Below are 15065 nucleotides of genomic sequence, written 5' to 3'. Positions count from 1 at the left end.
GGTGGGGTCGTTTGCTTGGCCCGCTCCCGGGTGGCGGTGGGGGGGCCCCCCCCCCGGCCCCCCCCCCCCCCCCCCCACGGCCGCGGTGTCCCGGTAGGTCGGGAACAGCCAGTCGCCGTCGGCCAGCACGTGGGCCGCGGCGACCTGGCAGGCCTCCTGGCCGTGCGAGGACGGGTAGACGGCCAGCCGGCCCTGCCGGACCAGCGCGTACGCCTGGTCGTTGAATCGTCGAGCCGCTACCAGGGCGGCGAACGCGCGCACGAGAGCCTCAGGGTCGGGCAGATCGTGGCCGACGTGCGGAACGGGGTCGCCGTCCGGGTCGATGAGCGTCACCGGCACCGTGGACGGCAGCAGGTGAGCTGCGTCACGTGTCATGCACGGATTCTGTTCTCCATGCCAATTGAACGCCATATCCCCGGCAAAGCCGAGATAATGTTCCACCGGCTGCCGGCTTCGGGAGCCGATCGTCCAATTTCCGGGCCCTGCCCACCCGACCGGCGAGACAGGTGGCCACGTGCTCGACGAGACCGACCGGCGGATCCTCACCGAGCTCGCCCGCGATGGGCGGATGTCCATGCGTACGCTCGCCGAGAAGCTGCACATCTCCCGCGCCAACGCCTACTCCCGGGTGGCCCGGTTGCAGGAGACCGGGGTGATCCGCGGCTACCACGCCGACGTCGACCCGGTCGCCGCCGGGCTGACCACCGCCGCCTACGTGACCCTCAACCTGCAACAGGCCAACTGGCGCGAGGTGCTGGGCCGGCTGCACGCGCTGCCCGGCGTGGTGCACATCGGACTGGTCGGCGGCGACTTCGACGTGATCCTGCTGGTCCGGGTCGCCGACAACACCGAGCTGCGCCACCTGGTGCTCGACGAGATCCAGGGCATGCCCGGCGTGAACAGCACCCGCACGCTGCTGCTGTTCGAGGAGTCAACACCCCGGACGTGAGCTCACGAACTCGACGGCCGGCTCCCCCGGTGCTCACCGAGCTCCAGCTCGATGAACGCGCCGATCATCGCCCGGTAGACCCGCTCGATCACCTCAGGCGAGCCACCCTCCCGCTCCGCGAGGGCGCGCACCTTGGCGATCACCTCCTCGACCCGGGCCGGCGCGCGCACCGCCTGCTCGTCGGTCTTGAACGCGGCGGCGGCACGCACCAACTGCTCGCGATCCGCCAGCCGGCGGACCACCTCGGCATCGATCGCGTCGATCTGGCGGCGGATGTCGGCGAGCGTGAGTCCCGAGTCAGTCACGCCGACCATCGTGCCACCACCGAGATCAGCAGCATCGCCGGGAGGCAGGCCAGGGTGGACAGGAACACCGCGTCGCGGACCAGGACCACCCCGGTGCGGAACTGCTGGGCATACAGGAAGACGTTCTGCGCGGTCGGCAAAGCGGCCAGCACCGTCACTGCGTACCTCGCCTCGTGGGGCAGGCCTACCGCAACGGCCAGCAGAAAGGCCAGCGCCGGCATGACCACGACCTTCAGCACCACCGCGACCACCGCCGGCCGGCGGTCCGGGCCCGGTTCCAGGACCCAGCGCCGGGCCAGCGAGATCCCGAAGGCGAGCAGCACGACCGGCACCGCGGCCTGGGCCAGCGCGGTGATCGGGGCGGCGAGCAGCGCGGGCACGTGCAGGCCGGTCAGCGAGACCGCGGCGCCGGCCAGCACGCCGAGGATCAGCGGATTGCGTACGGGTCCGGCCGCCACCGTCCGCCAGGAGGCCCGCCCGGTCGTGATGATCTCCAGCAGGGTCAGCGCCGCCGGGGTGATCAGCAGCAGCTGCACCATGATGATCGGTACGACGAGCGCGGGGTCACCCAGCACATACGTCGCGATCGGCAGGCCGATGTAGTTGGCGTTGGTGTAGCCCCCGGCGAGCGCACCGAGGACCCGGGTGCCCGCGTCCCGTCGCCGGAACAGCAGCGCGAACAACCCGAAGCACAGGCCCGAGGCGACCGCGAACACCAGCAGCGACCGGGTGAACAGCACGGTCAGGTCGGCGGCCGACACCCCGGTGAACAGCAGGCAGGGGGCCAGCACGGCGAAGACCACGCCGCCCAGCGCCGACTCGGCGTCGTCCGGGAGGCCGCCCCAGCGGCCCAGCGCCCAGCCGGCCAGCACGATGGCCGCGATGAGCGCGAACCCGGACAGCGCCAAGATCATGCATCAGCACGGTAGACCTGTCTCAGGCGGCCGGACCAGCCGTCCAGGACGCGTTGCGGGTCGCTGCCGAGCACGTCGGCGAGCAGCGTCGCGTACACGTCACGGAAGTCGACGGTGTACTTGAGGTCGCCGTCGTCGAGGTCGGTCAGGCTGGGCGGCTCGCCGTGCAGGCCGCCGCGTACGCCGTCGCCGAGCAGGAACACGTCGGAGGCGGTGCCGTGGTCGGTGCCGTCGGAGGCGTTGGCCCGGACCCGCCGGCCGAACTCCGAGTAGACCGCGACGACCACACCCTTGCCGGCCATCCGTTCGGCGAACGCGGTGAGCGGCTTGTCCACCCTCGCCAGCAACGCCTGCTGCGCGTCCTTCCCGTTCGCGTGCAGGTCGAAGCCGCCCTGCGAGACCGAGTACACCCGGGTGGCCACACCCGCCTCGACGCACCGGGCGACCAGGGCGAGTTGCTGGTCCAGTGGTGGCGCCGCCCCGCCGGTCGCGGTCGCCGGGGCGTCCTCGTCGTCGGATTCGGCGTCGTCCGGCGTACCCTCGGCGATCTGCTTCATCAGGTCCTGCAACCGCATCAGATCAGCGAAGCAGGCCGCCGCCCGCGCCGCCGCGGGCGATTCGCCCGCGGCCGGCGTGCCGAGCCGGCCCAGCCCCTCGGGGGTCAGCCCGCCGGGCAGCGCCAGCACTCCGCCGGGCACGGTGGCGCCGGCGCTCGTGGCCCCGGCCAGCAGCGGCGGCAGGACCGGCTCGAACGACACGGCGAGGCGTGGGTCGCCGCCGGCGGTGTCGAGCCAGCGGCCCAGCCAGCCGGTGGTGCCGGGGCGGTCCGGCTGGGCGGTCTGCCAGATGTCCATCGACCGGAAGTGGCTGCGGTCCGGCTTGGGATAGCCGACCCCGCGCACCACGGCCAGCTTCCCGGCGCCGTAGAGGCGGTGCAACCCGGCCAGCCCGGGATTCAGGCCGACGCCGTCGTCCAGCGTCAGGATCTCCTCCGGCGGGTAGCTCAGGTCCGGCCGGGCGGCGGCGTACGCCGGATCCGCGTACGGGATGACCGTGCCGAGCCCGTCGTTGCCGCCGTAGAGGGTGACCAGGACCAGGGTTCGCGCCGCGGGATCACGGTCCCCGGCGGTCGCCAGGATCTCCCTCAGTCCGAACGCCGACGCGGCAGCGCCGCCGGCGACACCACTGGCGATCAGGAACCGCCGTCGAGTGATCGTGTCCATGCCGATGGCCTCCTCAGTGAACCGCGTACTCGGGGCTGGCCAGGCCGAGCGCGAGCAGCCGGCGTGGCTGCCGCACCTCGCGCAACGCGTCACGCGTACGGTCGCTCCAGCCGTCGACGACAAGCAGATCCGCCAGCGCCTCCAGGCGGTCGGCGCCGGTCAGCCGGTCGGCGGCGGCCGGCGCGAGCGCCGCCAGGCGCTGCCCGGCACGCAGCCGGGCCAGCGTGGACGACGTGGTCAGCCAGGCCGCGCCGACCGGCCAGCCGCCGACCGACGGCGGCCGCAGGGGCACCTGACCGAGCGCGCGCAGGGCGTTCACCAGCTGTTGCTGTTCCTCGATGGACAGACCCGTCATCGGTACGCCGAGCTGCCGCACCGCCCCGATCAGCCACTCGACCGGCTGCTTCACCAGGGCACCGCGAGTGCCGGCGAACCCGGGATCCCGGCACACCGCCGCGAGCAGGGCCGTCGTGTCCCGCCCGGCGGTCACCACCCGTGCCGTCACGTCGGCGGGCGGTGCCGTACCCGAGCCGTAGCGCACCCACAGCCGCTGTACGAGGAACGGCAGGTGCGCCTCGTGCCGCACGAGCAGGTCGGCGTACGAGTCGGCGTCGAACGTACCGGTGCGGCCGAGCAGCGTGACCGGCCGGTCGTCGTGCCGCCGGGCGACCAGGCCCGCGGTGCCGGCGGCCCGGTCGACCTGCCACCCGGTGAGCACCCGCGCGCCGGCTTTCACGTCGTCCTCGCTGTACGCGCCGACGCCGAGCGTGAACAGTTCCATGACCTCGCGGGCCAGGTTCTCGTTCGGCGCCTTGCGGGTGTTCTTCTGCCCGTCCAGCCAGAGGATCAGCGCGGGGTCGCGCAGCATCGCCCGGACCAGCGGCCCGGTGTCGCCGGTCCCGTACCGCCGGAAGGTCTGCTGCTGGGCGAGCATCAGCGGGGCGGAGCGCACCTTGCGGACGCTCGTCGCCCAGTGCCCGTGCCAGAAGAAGACCAGCTTCTCCGCCGCCCCGCCCCCGGCCATCCGCCCCAGCCACCAGCGGATCGCCGCGTTGACCTGGTCACGTTGATCGCGCCGGGCCCGCTGCCGGTCCTCGCGCGAGGCGTCCGGGCCAAGGGCTGCGACCGGGTCGGCGGCCGACGGCAGGCCGGCCACCGGCCCGGCCGGGCGCAGCAGCGCCGCGAGGGTCGCGTCGGGGCCGGCCCGGACCGCGGCGTCCACCTCGGCCGAGGTCGGCCCGAACGTGAGCCGGCGAAGCAGGTGCGCCACCTGACGGCGATCGGTCATGGACGGGGAACGTAGTCCGTCGATGTAAGGGTTCGGTAAGGACGACGTCCGGACCGCGTTCAGGCGCTACGGGGTGAACGCCCGCACTTCGAGCAGGCCGACCGAGCTGGTGCCGCTGGCTTGCAGTACGACGCGCAGCCGGGTGGTGCTGACCTGCGAGAAGGTAACCGTGTTGTAGGCGTTCGCGGCGAGCGGGTATCCACCGGCGGCGGGCACGTCGGCGTACCCGCCGCCGGTCCAGTACTGGAGTTTCCAGGACGCCGGCAGCCGTACCCCGCCGTTGTCGTCGAACAGGTAGACCTGCGCCCGGTTCAGCGTGACCGCGCTGGGCCAGGTCAGTTCCGCCCACTGCTCGCCGGTGTTGGGCCAGGTACCCCAGCGGGGGTTGACCGTGTCGTTGGACGACGCCGGCTCAAGGCCGTCGTTGACGGCCGCGACGGACTCCCACGGCGAGGTGTAGGAGGCCGAGGCGGTCGCCGTGCGCGCCACGTTGGTGCTGCCGGCCGGCGGCGGTGTGGTGGTCCCGTTGATCGCCAGGTCGGCGCTGGGGAACGCGGTGAACGACGGGTTGATGTCGGCCTCGCCGCCGGCACCGTCGCAGCGGCGGTCCGGGTTGAACTGCAGGTAGGTACCGGAGCCGCAGGCGAAGGCGATCTCGGCGTCGCCGCCGACCACGACGTTGCCGGACAGGTTGGCGCCGCTCTGGATCAGGGCGTTGTCCTTGACCACGGCGTTGCCGCCGACGGTGCCGCCGTTGACCCAGCCGAGGCCTTCGATGCGGGCGTTGCCGGTGACCGTACCGGCCATGACGGCGGCTTTCGGGCCGACGTACGCGGTGGCGGCGACGCTGGCGTTGCCGGCGACCCAGCCACCGCCGTTGGCGTGCCAGCGCCCGCCGCCGGTCGCGGCCGGCTTGACGTGGCCGGGTTCGAAGCCGGACGGGGTCGCGCCGGAGAGCCGGAACTCGTACGGGAACCGGCGCGCCTTGGGGTAGCCGTCGAGGAACCCGTAGTGCGGCACCGCCCCCGGCGTACCGGTGACGACCAGCCACACCTCGCTCTCCCCGGCCTGGAGCTGGAAGTCGATCTGCCCGTCGGTGCCGGTGTGCAGCGGCGAGTACCGCGGGGTGCCGCCCCGCACCGCGACCAGCCCGAACGTCCAGCCGGTGGCGCCGGTCTCGGCGTGCCCCTTGAGCCGCACCTTGACCAGGGCCCCGTCGGCCGACGGCACCAGCTTGATCTTGTTGAAGCCGTAGTCGGAGGGCGCCACGCGGGCGTTGATCCGGTAGTGGCTCAGGCTCTGGTCGACCGCTTCGACGTTGCCGCCGTTGTACGCCCGGAGGAAGCCACCCCCGTACACGTTGTTGATGAACGGCATCAGCGTGGACCGGTTGCCGAAGTCGTAGGTCACCGTTCTCGTGGCGTACTCGCCGATCCGCCGGTTGAGCTCGGCCTGGCTGATCCCGGCGATCCGCCGGTAGGTCTCCAGCGGGTGCTCGGTGTTGCGGGCCTCGTTCCAGATCCGGTTGAACATGGCGAGGCCGTCGCGGTCCTTGATGTACTGCGCGAGCATCCAGTTGCCGTAGTGGTGCCGGCTGGAGCTGTAGTACAGGTTCTCCGAGCGCAGCCACCGGGTCAGGTCACCGGCCGCGGTGGCCGGCAACGCCTGCATGGCCATGAACTCGGCACTCGTCTCCCAGAAGGTGCCGGCCGACGCGTCGGTGAACCCGAAGCCCGGGCGGCCGAGGAACGTGTAGTTCTGGAAGACGTGGGCGAGCTCGTGCGCCAGCCCCCACGAGCCGGGCAGGGCCGCGCCGGGCGCGACGTTGATCACGCCCACCCGGCCGTCCACCGAGCCGCCGGTGGCCCAGGCGTTCAGCTCGGTGCGGTTCCAGGTGTTCGTGATGATCACGATGATCTTGTGCTGGGCCAGCAGGCCGGTCTCCGGGGTGAACTGCATGGTGCTGACGTAGAAGCGGTAGAGGTTCTCCAGCTGGCTGATCACGCTGTTCGGGTCGAAGGTGTAGGGCGACGGCGCGGACGCCGGATCGGTGCCGGACTTCTCACCCCAGAGCAGGATGAAGTTGTCCGACTCGCGGGTGCGGTTGGCGGCCCAGGGCACCTCACCGGTCTGGGTCCAGCGTGCGGGGATGTAGACGGTCTTGGCGGCGGCCGACGCCCGGTCCATCACCTGCGGCACCAGGGAGATGCCGGTGAGAAGGGTCAGGGCGGTGACGGCGACCAGCAACCATCGGGGAGGTCGCATGGCGGGGATCTCCATCCTCCGCGCGGCCGTTGGGGGACGGCCACGCGGATAGGCGAACATCTATGTGCGCGGCCCACCCTGCATTACGAAAACGTTTTCGGCAAGCCGTCGGCCAGCAGACGCGAGATTCCCCGGGCGGCCGCCCGCACGGTCGGGGTGAGGCCGCGCACCGCCGCGGCCGAGCTGCCGCGCACCACCACCGACAGGGCGGCGACGACCGGGTCGCCGGCCGTGATCGGCGCGGCGACCGACACCGCGTCGCCGGTCACCTGCCGGTCGCTCACGGCGAACCCGGTCCGGCGTACGTCGGCGAGCACGCGGCGCAGCCGGCGTGGATCGGTGATGGTGTGCCCGGTGTAGCGGGTCAGCGGCGCGGCCAGGACCCGCTCCTGGACGTCCCGCGGCGCGTGGGCGAGCAGCACCAGGCCCACGCCGGTCGGTGGCATCGCGAAACGGCCGCCGACACGGGTCAGGACGGTCACCGCGTCGCGCGCCGCGAACCGTTCGACGAACACCACCTCGTCCTGGTCGCGTACCGCCAGCTGCACGTTCTCGTGGGTGACCCCGTACCGGTCCCCCTTGAAGGGCCGGGGGGCCTCGCGCTGGGGGCGGCCGCGCGGCGCCAGCGCGCCCAGCTCGAACATCCGCAACCCGATGCGGTAGCAGCCGTCCGCGTCCCGCTCCAGGCCGCCCCAGGCGGCCAGCTCGGCCACCAGCCGGTGCGTCGTGGAGACCGGCAGGCCCACCGCTCGTGCGATCTGCGACAGCGTGAGCGCGGTGCGCTCCCGGGAGAACGCATCGAGTACGGCGAGCAGCTTGCCGCCCGCGGTCGGGCGGCTCAGAGCTCCAGCACCAGCCTCGGTCCGGCCGCCCGGGACACGCAGATGAACATCGTGTCGTTCGCCGCCCGCTCCGGCGGGGTCAGCAGCGAGTCGCGATGGTCGACCACGCCCGCCAGCACGGGTGTCTCGCAGGTTCCGCACGTCCCCTCCCGGCACGACGAGAGCACGCCGATCCCGGCTTCCTCGACGACTCGCAGCACAGACTTGTCCGCCGGCACGGTCACGGTCAACCCGCTCACGGCCAGTTCGACCTCGAAGGCGCCGGCCGGCCCGCCGACTTCCCGGGGCGCGAAGCGTTCCACGTGCAGCGCCCCGGCGGGCCACGAGGCGCAGCGCTGTTCGACGGCGGCGAGCAGGGGTTCCGGACCGCAGCAGTACACCGCCGTGTCCGCCCGCGGCGTACCCAGGATCCGGTCGAGATCGGGCCGGCCCACCTCGTCCCGCGGGTACAGGGTGACCCGCGGGTCGGCGCCCAGCACGTCGAGGAACGCCATCGACCGGCGGCTGCGGCCCCCGTAGTGCAGCTCCCAGTCCGCACCGGCCGCGGTGATCATCGGCAGGATCGGGGTGATGCCGATGCCGCCGGCGATGAACACGTAGCGCCGCGCCGGGACGAGGGCGAAGTGGTTGCGCGGCCCGCGGGCCTCGACCTCCACGCCCTCGTGCAGCGCCGCGTGTACCTGCGCGGATCCGCCCCGGCCGTCCGGTTCCCGCAGCACGCCGATGCGCCAGCGGCGCCGGTCCCCCGGGTCCCCGCACAGCGAGTACTGCCGTACCGCCCCGCCGGGCAGGCACAGGTCGACGTGGGCGCCCGGCGCCCACCGCGGTAGCTCCGCCCCGGACGGGTCGGCGAGGTCGAGCACGACGACGCCCTCGGCGGCCGCCACCCGGCGGGTGACGCGAAGCCGGATGCTCATGCGGGCGCGGTCGCCCGGCGCCGGATCAGCGCGGGGTCGGTCACCAGGTGAGGCGGGGGCGGGGTCGGTTCCGGCGGCGCCGCGGCCCGGGTCGGGTGCGCCGGGTGGGCGGACAGCCAGTCCCAGAGCAGGACGGGGTCGTCGGCCTCGGTCTGGGCGCCGCAGTGGCACCTGCCGCTCAGCCGGTCGGCGCCGGGCAGCCAGCCGACCCGGGTCAGCCGGCTCATAGCGCCGCGGAGAGCCGGGCGATCATCCGGCGGGCGGCCAGCCCGCCGGTGTCGATGTTGATCGACAGTTCCTGGTAGCCGTCGGGTTCGCCGGTGAGCACCCGTTCCAGGACGTTCAGGGCGGCCACGTCCTGGAGCACCACGGTGCGGTTGCTCTCCCGCAGGAAGTCCGAGACCGCCTCGTCGTCGAGGGCGAAGTCGCGGGCGACGGCCCAGAAGTCGTGCGTCGACGACTCGGTCTCCGGGGTGATGGCGTACACCACCTCGACGTGGAAGGCGTCCGGGTCGGTGCCGTCGGCATTGGGCAGCACGCCGGCCGGCGCGATGCGGCTGTGCAGCCGGTACAGGCAGGGCGGGGTGAACTCGATGTCCTGCCAGCGGGTGATCCGGCCGGTGATGCCGGTGCTCTTCGCGTAGAACGGCGGGCAGGCGGCGTCGGCCATGCGCCGGGACACCCGGACGATCCCGGCCTCCTCGTCCACCTCGGTGGTGATCGGGGTCTCGGCCACCTCGGGCGTGCCGATGTACCCGCCGTGCAGGTACGTCTCGTGCGACAGGTCCATCAGGTTGTCGACCAGCAGGCTGGCCCGCGCGGCGAGGGGCTCCATCCCGGACACGGCCGTCCACCCGGGCAAATCCAGCCACGGCGCCCGGGGTATCGGCGTGCCGGCGGCCCGGTCCGGATCGCCGATGAAGACCCACACGAACGAGTCCTGCTCGACGACCGGGTACGCCTTCAGCCGGGCCGTACGCGGGATCCGGGTCTGCCCCGGGACCGCGACGCACACGCCGTCGGCGCCGTACGTGAAACCGTGGTAGCCGCAGACCACGGTGTCCCCGTCGAGGTGGCTGGGCGGCTCGGACAGCGGGAACCGGCGGTGCACGCAGCGGTCGCTCATCGCGGTGACCAGGCCGCCGCGGGTGCGCCAGAACAGGATCGACTCGCCGCAGACCGTCCGGCTGAACAGGTCCCGGCCGACCTCCCGGCCGTACGCCGCCACGTACCACTGGTTCCGGACCACTGATGTCATGGCCGTCAGTGTGAGCGCGGTCTCGGACCGCCCGACACGGCCTTTCCGTGTGGCGGAAAGCTAGGCGATCTCGATCATCTCGTCGAGGTGGGTGACCCGCAGCATCTCCCGCAGGTACGGCGGCACGCTCACCAGACGCAGCCAGCCGTCGTGGCGCCGGGTCCGCCGGTGCAGGTCGATGAAGAGGCTCAGGCCGCTGGAGTCGCAGAAGCTGACCGCGGCGACATCGATCATCAGCCGGTACACACCCTCGCTCAGCACCTCGTCGGCGGCCCGGTCCAGCTCGTCACGGCTGTCCCGGTCGATCTCCCCGGCGGCGACCAGGATCACGCTGGACGCGGGGCCCTCCCGCACGGTCACGGTCAGGATGTCGGGCTGCATCGACGGGACTCCACTTCTGGCTCGCACGGATCGACTCACGGCACGGTACGCCGTGCGGCGGGTGGTGACCATTCGGCGAGCAGGAGTGTGGCGTCGTCGTCGGGCGGACCGTTCTGGTGCTCGACGACCGCGTGCGAGATCCGGCGCAGGGTCTCCGGTGCGGGCAGCCCGGCCGCGGTGTGGTGTTCGACGATCTCGACCAGCCGGTCCCGGCCGAACTGCCGGCCGGCGCCGTCGCGGGCCTCGGTGATGCCGTCGCTGTACAGCAGCAGCCGGTCGCCGCGTTGCAGCCGGCGCCGGCTGATCTCGTTGCGGGGATCGTCGAGGCCGAGCGGCATCCGGCCACCGCCGGTCAGCTCGGAGGCCGTCGCGCCGTGGCGCAGCAGCAGCGGCGGCGGATGACCGGCGTTGAGATAGACCAGCATCCCGGTGTCCAGGTGCAGCTCGGACAGGAAGGCGGTGACGAAGCGGGCGTCCGGGAACTCCGCCAGCAGGGCGGTGTCGGCGGCGCGGGCCTGGCCGTACAGGTCCTTGCCGGCACGCCGGGCGGCGCGGATCGCGGCCAGCGCCACGGCGGTGCCGAGCCCGGCCCGCAGCCCCTTGCCGACGCCGTCCAGGATCGTCATCCGGGCCAGCGTGCCGTCGATGGCGTAGTCGTAGGCATCACCGCCGATGTCGTAGCACGGCTCGAGGATCGCGCTGAGGGTCAGCTCGTCGCGGGAGGCGGTCAACGGTTGCAGCAGCTCCCACATCAGCTCGGAGGCCGGTGACATCGGCTGTGAGCGGCGCACCTGATGCAGGTAGTCCCCGCGGGGCGCGCACGTGGTGATCAGGTGCCCGACGAGCCCGGCGAGCATCTCGCATCGTTCCCGCAGTCCTTTGCTCTGCGGGTCGACGCCGCCGGGCAGCAGGAAGTCCATGGCACCCATCCGGTCGGTGCCGTTGACGATCGGGCACCACCAGCGGGCCGCCTCCCCCGGGCCGGTCGCCGGGATGGAGCGCACCAGGGCGAAGACCCGGCCGGGCACCGACGCGTCGACCGGCAACGGTGCCGGGGTGTCGCGGTCCGGCACAGGCATGGCCCGCAGCGCTCGCTGCTCGTGATCCACCACGTAGACCGTGGCGGTGACGCCGAGACCGGCCATGGTGACGGCGACGGTCTCCGCGAGCTGGTCCGGCCGCCAGAGGTGCGAACGCGCCAGCAGGCGCTGCATGGCGTCCAGCCAGGCCAGCTCGTCCGTGACGGTCATCCGCCCACCCTACGGCCAACGGGTCCACTCAGCACGGAGTACCGGAAGTCGTAAGTTTCGGCACCGGGTCTCGCACTTCGTTCGCTTGTCACTTCGCTCGCAACTCTCCGGAAGTTTCGGTCTGCTATTGACATGTTTCGATGGCCGAGTTCCTATGGGAGCGCTCCCCTACATCCCCACCTCCGGAAGGAGAGCCCTCGGTGAGATCTACAGTCATTGCGCTAGCCACCGCGGCGATCGTCGGCGCTCTCGCTCTGCACGTCGGTCCAGCCTCGGCGGCCGGCGTCGAGAACGAGGGTGCCGGCTGCCCGGTGCCCGCCCTGCCCGACGCGGGCTCGCTGCCCACCGTCAGCCGCCTCCCCGACCCGTTCACCAGGCTGGACGGCACCCGCATCACCACCACCGGCGACTGGCGCTGCCGCCGCGAAGAGATCAAGAGGCTCGCGGAGAAGTTCGTCTACGGCACCAAACCCGCCAAGCCGGCGAGCGTGACCGGCACCGTGTCGGCCACCGGCATCACCGTGAACGTGGCCGACAGCGGCCGCACGGCGAGCTTCTCAGCGAGGGTCGAGCTGCCCAGCGGCTCCGGGCCGTTCCCGGCCGTGGTCGTCCTCGGCGGATTCGGCGCGGACACCGCGGCCATCAAGGCGGCCGGCGCCGCGGTGATCAGCTACGACCCCTATCCGGTCGGCCGTGAAGGCACGCCGCGCAGCAACAAGCAGGGCGCGTTCTACAGCGTCTACGGCTCGTCCAGCAGCACCGGGCTGCTGGTGGCCTGGGCCTGGGGCGTCAGCCGGATCATCGACGTCATCGAGCAGTCCGGTGGCTCGATCCTGCGAGCCGACGCCACCGGGGTCACCGGATGCTCCCGGTTCGGCAAGGGCGCCATCGTCACCGGGGCGTTCGACCAGCGGATCGCGCTCACCATGCCGATCGAGTCGGGCAGCGCGGGCGTGCCGATCTTCCGCGGCATCCCGGGCGAGGGCGCACAGAGCCTGAGCAGCGCGTACGGCGAGCAGCCCTGGCTCGGTGACGCGTTCGGCTCGTTCACCGGCGCACCCACCCGGCTGCCGGTGGACACGCACGAGCTGGTGGCCATGGTCGCGCCGCGCGGGCTGTTCATCATGGACAACCCGCACATCGCCAACCTCGGGCCCCGGTCGGCGAGCGTGGCCGCGCTCGCCGGGGCGGAGGTCTACCGGGCGCTCGGCGCGGGCGACAACATCACCTACTGGTCGGACGTCCAGGACGGCAGCCACTGCGCCAACCGGGCCGAGTGGCGTGAGCCGCTGCAGCGCACCATCCAGAAGTTCCTGCTCCGGACCGGCAGCCACACCGGGACGATGCGGATCTCCAGCCGGGCGCAGGGCAACCTGGCCGAGTGGCGGGACTGGCAGACGCCGGTGCTCGGCACGTCGCCCTCGTCGCCGGCCTCACCCTCCCCGTCCCTGTCCCTGTCCAACCCCCCGTCACCGTCCACCTCCCCGTCACCGAGCACCCCGGCCGGCGCGTGCAGCGCCTCCTACCGGACGGTGAACTCCTGGTCGGGCGGCTTCCAGGGCGAGGTCACCGTCAAAGCCGGCACGGCGCCGATCAACGGCTGGGCGGTGAGCTGGGGCCTGGCCGCGGGCCAGACCATCAGCCAGGTCTGGAACGGCACGCACACCACGAGCGGATCGACGATCACCGTACGCAACGCGGCGTACAACGGTCCGGTCGCGGCCAACGGGCAGACCACGTTCGGGTTCGTGGCCGGCGGCAACCCGTCCACACCAGCGCTGACCTGCACCAGCGGCGTAGGCCGGTCTGCCGTCAGCAGAGCCGCTTGGTCCGCCGCGGCGGGCGACGTAGCGTCCGGCCCATGGAGATCGTGAGGCTCGAGCCGCGGCTGGTGATGCTGGCCTTTCCGGTCGGACAGGCGTACCTGTGGCACGGCCCGGGCGGGCTGACGCTCATCGACACCAGCCTGCCCGGGTCGGGGCCACAGATCGCCGGCGCGATCGAGGAGCTCGGCTACCGGCGGCGGGACCTGCGGCGCCTGCTGCTCACCCACCACCACGAGGATCACGTCGGTTCGGCCGCCGAGGTGGCCGCCTGGGGCGATGTGGAGGTCGTCGCGCACCATCTCGACGCGCCGGTGATCCGCGGCGAGGCGGACGGGCCGCCGCCGGTGCTCAGCGGCTGGGAGCGGGAGTTGTTCGATCAGGTCCAGGCCGGGATGACGCACGACGAGGTCGCGCCGGTCCGGGTCGACCGCGAGGCCGGCGACGGCGACGAGATCGACCTCGGCGGCGGGGTCCGTGCGGTCTGCGTGGCGGTGCCCGGGCACACCCCCGGCAGTGTCGCCTACCACCTGCCGGAGGCGCGCGTCCTGTTCACCGGCGACACCATCGCCCGCGGTCCCGACGGCAACGTGATGCTCGGCGTCTTCAACGCCGACCCGGACCTGGCGGCGGCCTCGTTCCGCCGCCAGGCCGGGCTGGACGTCGACATCGCCTGCTTCGGTCACGGGGCGCCGGTCACCGAGCGGGCCACCGCCGCCCTGCGCGCGGCTCAGCCCAGGTAGGGCGGGGCGACGCCCCAGCCCCAGTGCGGCACCGGAGCCTTCCGGACCGGTTCGGCACCGGGCTGGGAGTTGGCCAGTGCCAGACGCGTACCCCACTCGATGTAGCCCAGGAAGGCGGCCCGGAACTCCGGGTCGTCCGGCAGGCCGACCTCGTCGGCGGCGTCCAGCAACAGGTTCACCCAGCGGCGCCGCTGCGGTTCGGTGATCGCCTTGTTCAGGTGGTGGCCGAGCATGCTCGGGTAGCCACCGCGCTCGCTGGTGTAGCGGGCCGGGCCGCCGAACACCTCGGCTAGCCACATCGCGACGTGCCGGGGGTGCGCCGGATCCATCTGGGCGAACAGCGGCCCGACCACGTCGTCGGCCTTCACCCTGTCGTAGAAGCTCGCGGTGAGCCGCTCGAACGCCGCGTCACCACCGGCCCACTCGTACAGCGTGGGCACGGAGCCGCCGGAGCCGCGCACCTTGGTGGGCTCGTAGTGGCGCATCTCCTCGATCGCCTCGACGTACGGCCGGATCTCGGCGAGGAACCCCGGGAACAGGTCGCCGCCGCGGAAGCCGCGCAGGTGGTCCTCGGGCGATGTCCAGGTGATGCGCAGGATGTAGACCGCCGGCTCCTCGGTGCACCGGCTCAACTCGTAGCCGGCGCACTGTGGTGCCCGTGCCAGGAAGCCGGCCGCCCGGGCGTAGGCGGCCTCGAACTCGGCCGTGCGCTCCTCGGGCAGGCGGTACCGGATGTACTCAACCGTCATGATGACCCTCCGTCGGTTGTAATCCAGTAATCATGTAATCACATGTGCGGGCTGCCTGGGCCCGGCGGCCGCGCTGGGGCCGCGGGACGTGCCGGCTCGCGCGGCACGGCGGGACGGTCCGAATGGGCGGAAACTGCCGGAACGCGTACCGAAAAGGA

Annotated in this window: 16 protein-coding genes; 3 read left to right on the top strand and 13 right to left on the bottom strand. The window is 72.5% G+C overall.

Translation table 11 applies throughout. The features are described from left to right. Positions 1-375 (bottom strand): thiamine pyrophosphate-dependent enzyme (locus I4J89_RS12290; protein ID WP_255521629.1); only part of this gene is annotated, 375 nt, incomplete at its 3' end. A gap of 139 nt (positions 376-514) precedes the next feature. Here I4J89_RS12290 and I4J89_RS12285 point away from each other — a divergent pair. Then, the gene (locus I4J89_RS12285; RefSeq protein WP_309238282.1) at positions 515-949 is read left to right on the top strand and encodes an Lrp/AsnC family transcriptional regulator; all 435 of its coding nucleotides are present in this window, start codon (positions 515-517) and stop codon (positions 947-949) included. 2 nt (positions 950-951) lie between these two features. On the opposite strand, the gene I4J89_RS12280 is transcribed toward I4J89_RS12285, so the two are convergent. The 11 genes from I4J89_RS12280 to I4J89_RS12225 form a co-directional block, all read right to left on the bottom strand. After that, positions 952-1254, bottom strand: coding sequence for a chorismate mutase (locus I4J89_RS12280; protein WP_309238281.1), 303 nt, complete (start codon positions 1252-1254; stop codon positions 952-954). Continuing rightward, positions 1251-2168: an AEC family transporter gene (locus I4J89_RS12275; RefSeq protein WP_196414040.1), complete on the bottom strand. Its 918-nt coding sequence runs from the start codon at positions 2166-2168 to the stop codon at positions 1251-1253. The genes I4J89_RS12280 and I4J89_RS12275 overlap by 4 nt, the downstream gene beginning before the upstream one ends. Further along, a complete protein-coding gene (locus tag I4J89_RS12270) occupies positions 2165-3391 on the bottom strand; it encodes a DUF1501 domain-containing protein (protein WP_196414039.1) in 1227 nt (408 codons plus the stop codon). The genes I4J89_RS12275 and I4J89_RS12270 overlap by 4 nt, the downstream gene beginning before the upstream one ends. Before the next feature lie 13 nt (positions 3392-3404). Further along, complete coding sequence (locus tag I4J89_RS12265) at positions 3405-4679, bottom strand: DUF1800 domain-containing protein (RefSeq protein ID WP_196414038.1); 1275 nt, start codon at positions 4677-4679, stop codon at positions 3405-3407. Between the two features lie 66 nt (positions 4680-4745). Further along, on the bottom strand, positions 4746-6944 hold the full coding sequence (locus I4J89_RS12255) for a DUF6055 domain-containing protein (protein WP_230858819.1): 2199 nt from the start codon (positions 6942-6944) through the stop codon (positions 4746-4748). 83 nt (positions 6945-7027) lie between these two features. Beyond that, a complete protein-coding gene (locus I4J89_RS12250) occupies positions 7028-7759 on the bottom strand; it encodes an IclR family transcriptional regulator (protein WP_304519327.1) in 732 nt (243 codons plus the stop codon). Positions 7760-7782: 23 nt separating this feature from the next. Continuing rightward, a complete protein-coding gene (locus tag I4J89_RS12245) occupies positions 7783-8703 on the bottom strand; it encodes a PDR/VanB family oxidoreductase (RefSeq protein ID WP_196414037.1) in 921 nt (306 codons plus the stop codon). Beyond that, positions 8700-8930, bottom strand: a complete 231-nt coding sequence (locus tag I4J89_RS12240; RefSeq protein ID WP_196414036.1) for a hypothetical protein — start codon at positions 8928-8930, stop codon at positions 8700-8702. Before I4J89_RS12240 ends, I4J89_RS12245 begins: the two co-directional genes overlap by 4 nt. Next, the gene (locus tag I4J89_RS12235; RefSeq protein WP_196414035.1) at positions 8927-9961 is read right to left on the bottom strand and encodes a Rieske 2Fe-2S domain-containing protein; all 1035 of its coding nucleotides are present in this window, start codon (positions 9959-9961) and stop codon (positions 8927-8929) included. The genes I4J89_RS12240 and I4J89_RS12235 overlap by 4 nt, the downstream gene beginning before the upstream one ends. A 60-nt stretch (positions 9962-10021) precedes the next feature. Next, positions 10022-10342, bottom strand: coding sequence for an STAS domain-containing protein (locus I4J89_RS12230; RefSeq protein WP_196414034.1), 321 nt, complete (start codon positions 10340-10342; stop codon positions 10022-10024). Positions 10343-10377: 35 nt separating this feature from the next. Next, positions 10378-11592: a PP2C family protein-serine/threonine phosphatase gene (locus I4J89_RS12225; protein WP_196414033.1), complete on the bottom strand. Its 1215-nt coding sequence runs from the start codon at positions 11590-11592 to the stop codon at positions 10378-10380. A gap of 200 nt (positions 11593-11792) precedes the next feature. On the opposite strand from I4J89_RS12225, the gene I4J89_RS12220 reads away from it, so the two are divergent. Beyond that, positions 11793-13466, top strand: a complete 1674-nt coding sequence (locus tag I4J89_RS12220) for a glucuronyl esterase domain-containing protein (protein ID WP_309238280.1) — start codon at positions 11793-11795, stop codon at positions 13464-13466. After that, a complete protein-coding gene (locus I4J89_RS12215) occupies positions 13454-14158 on the top strand; it encodes an MBL fold metallo-hydrolase (protein WP_196414031.1) in 705 nt (234 codons plus the stop codon). Before I4J89_RS12220 ends, I4J89_RS12215 begins: the two co-directional genes overlap by 13 nt. Here the strand turns inward: I4J89_RS12215 and I4J89_RS12210 are convergent. Then, positions 14146-14907, bottom strand: a complete 762-nt coding sequence (locus I4J89_RS12210; protein ID WP_196414030.1) for a globin domain-containing protein — start codon at positions 14905-14907, stop codon at positions 14146-14148. The two genes, I4J89_RS12215 and I4J89_RS12210, sit on opposite strands and share 13 nt — an antisense overlap. Between the last annotated feature and the right edge of the window lie 158 nt (positions 14908-15065).

This window comes from Actinoplanes aureus, from assembly GCF_015704865.1.
GTDB lineage: Bacteria > Actinomycetota > Actinomycetes > Mycobacteriales > Micromonosporaceae > Actinoplanes > Actinoplanes aureus.
Note: the sequence above shows the minus strand (reverse complement) of the source record. Positions and strands in the feature narration are given on the sequence as shown.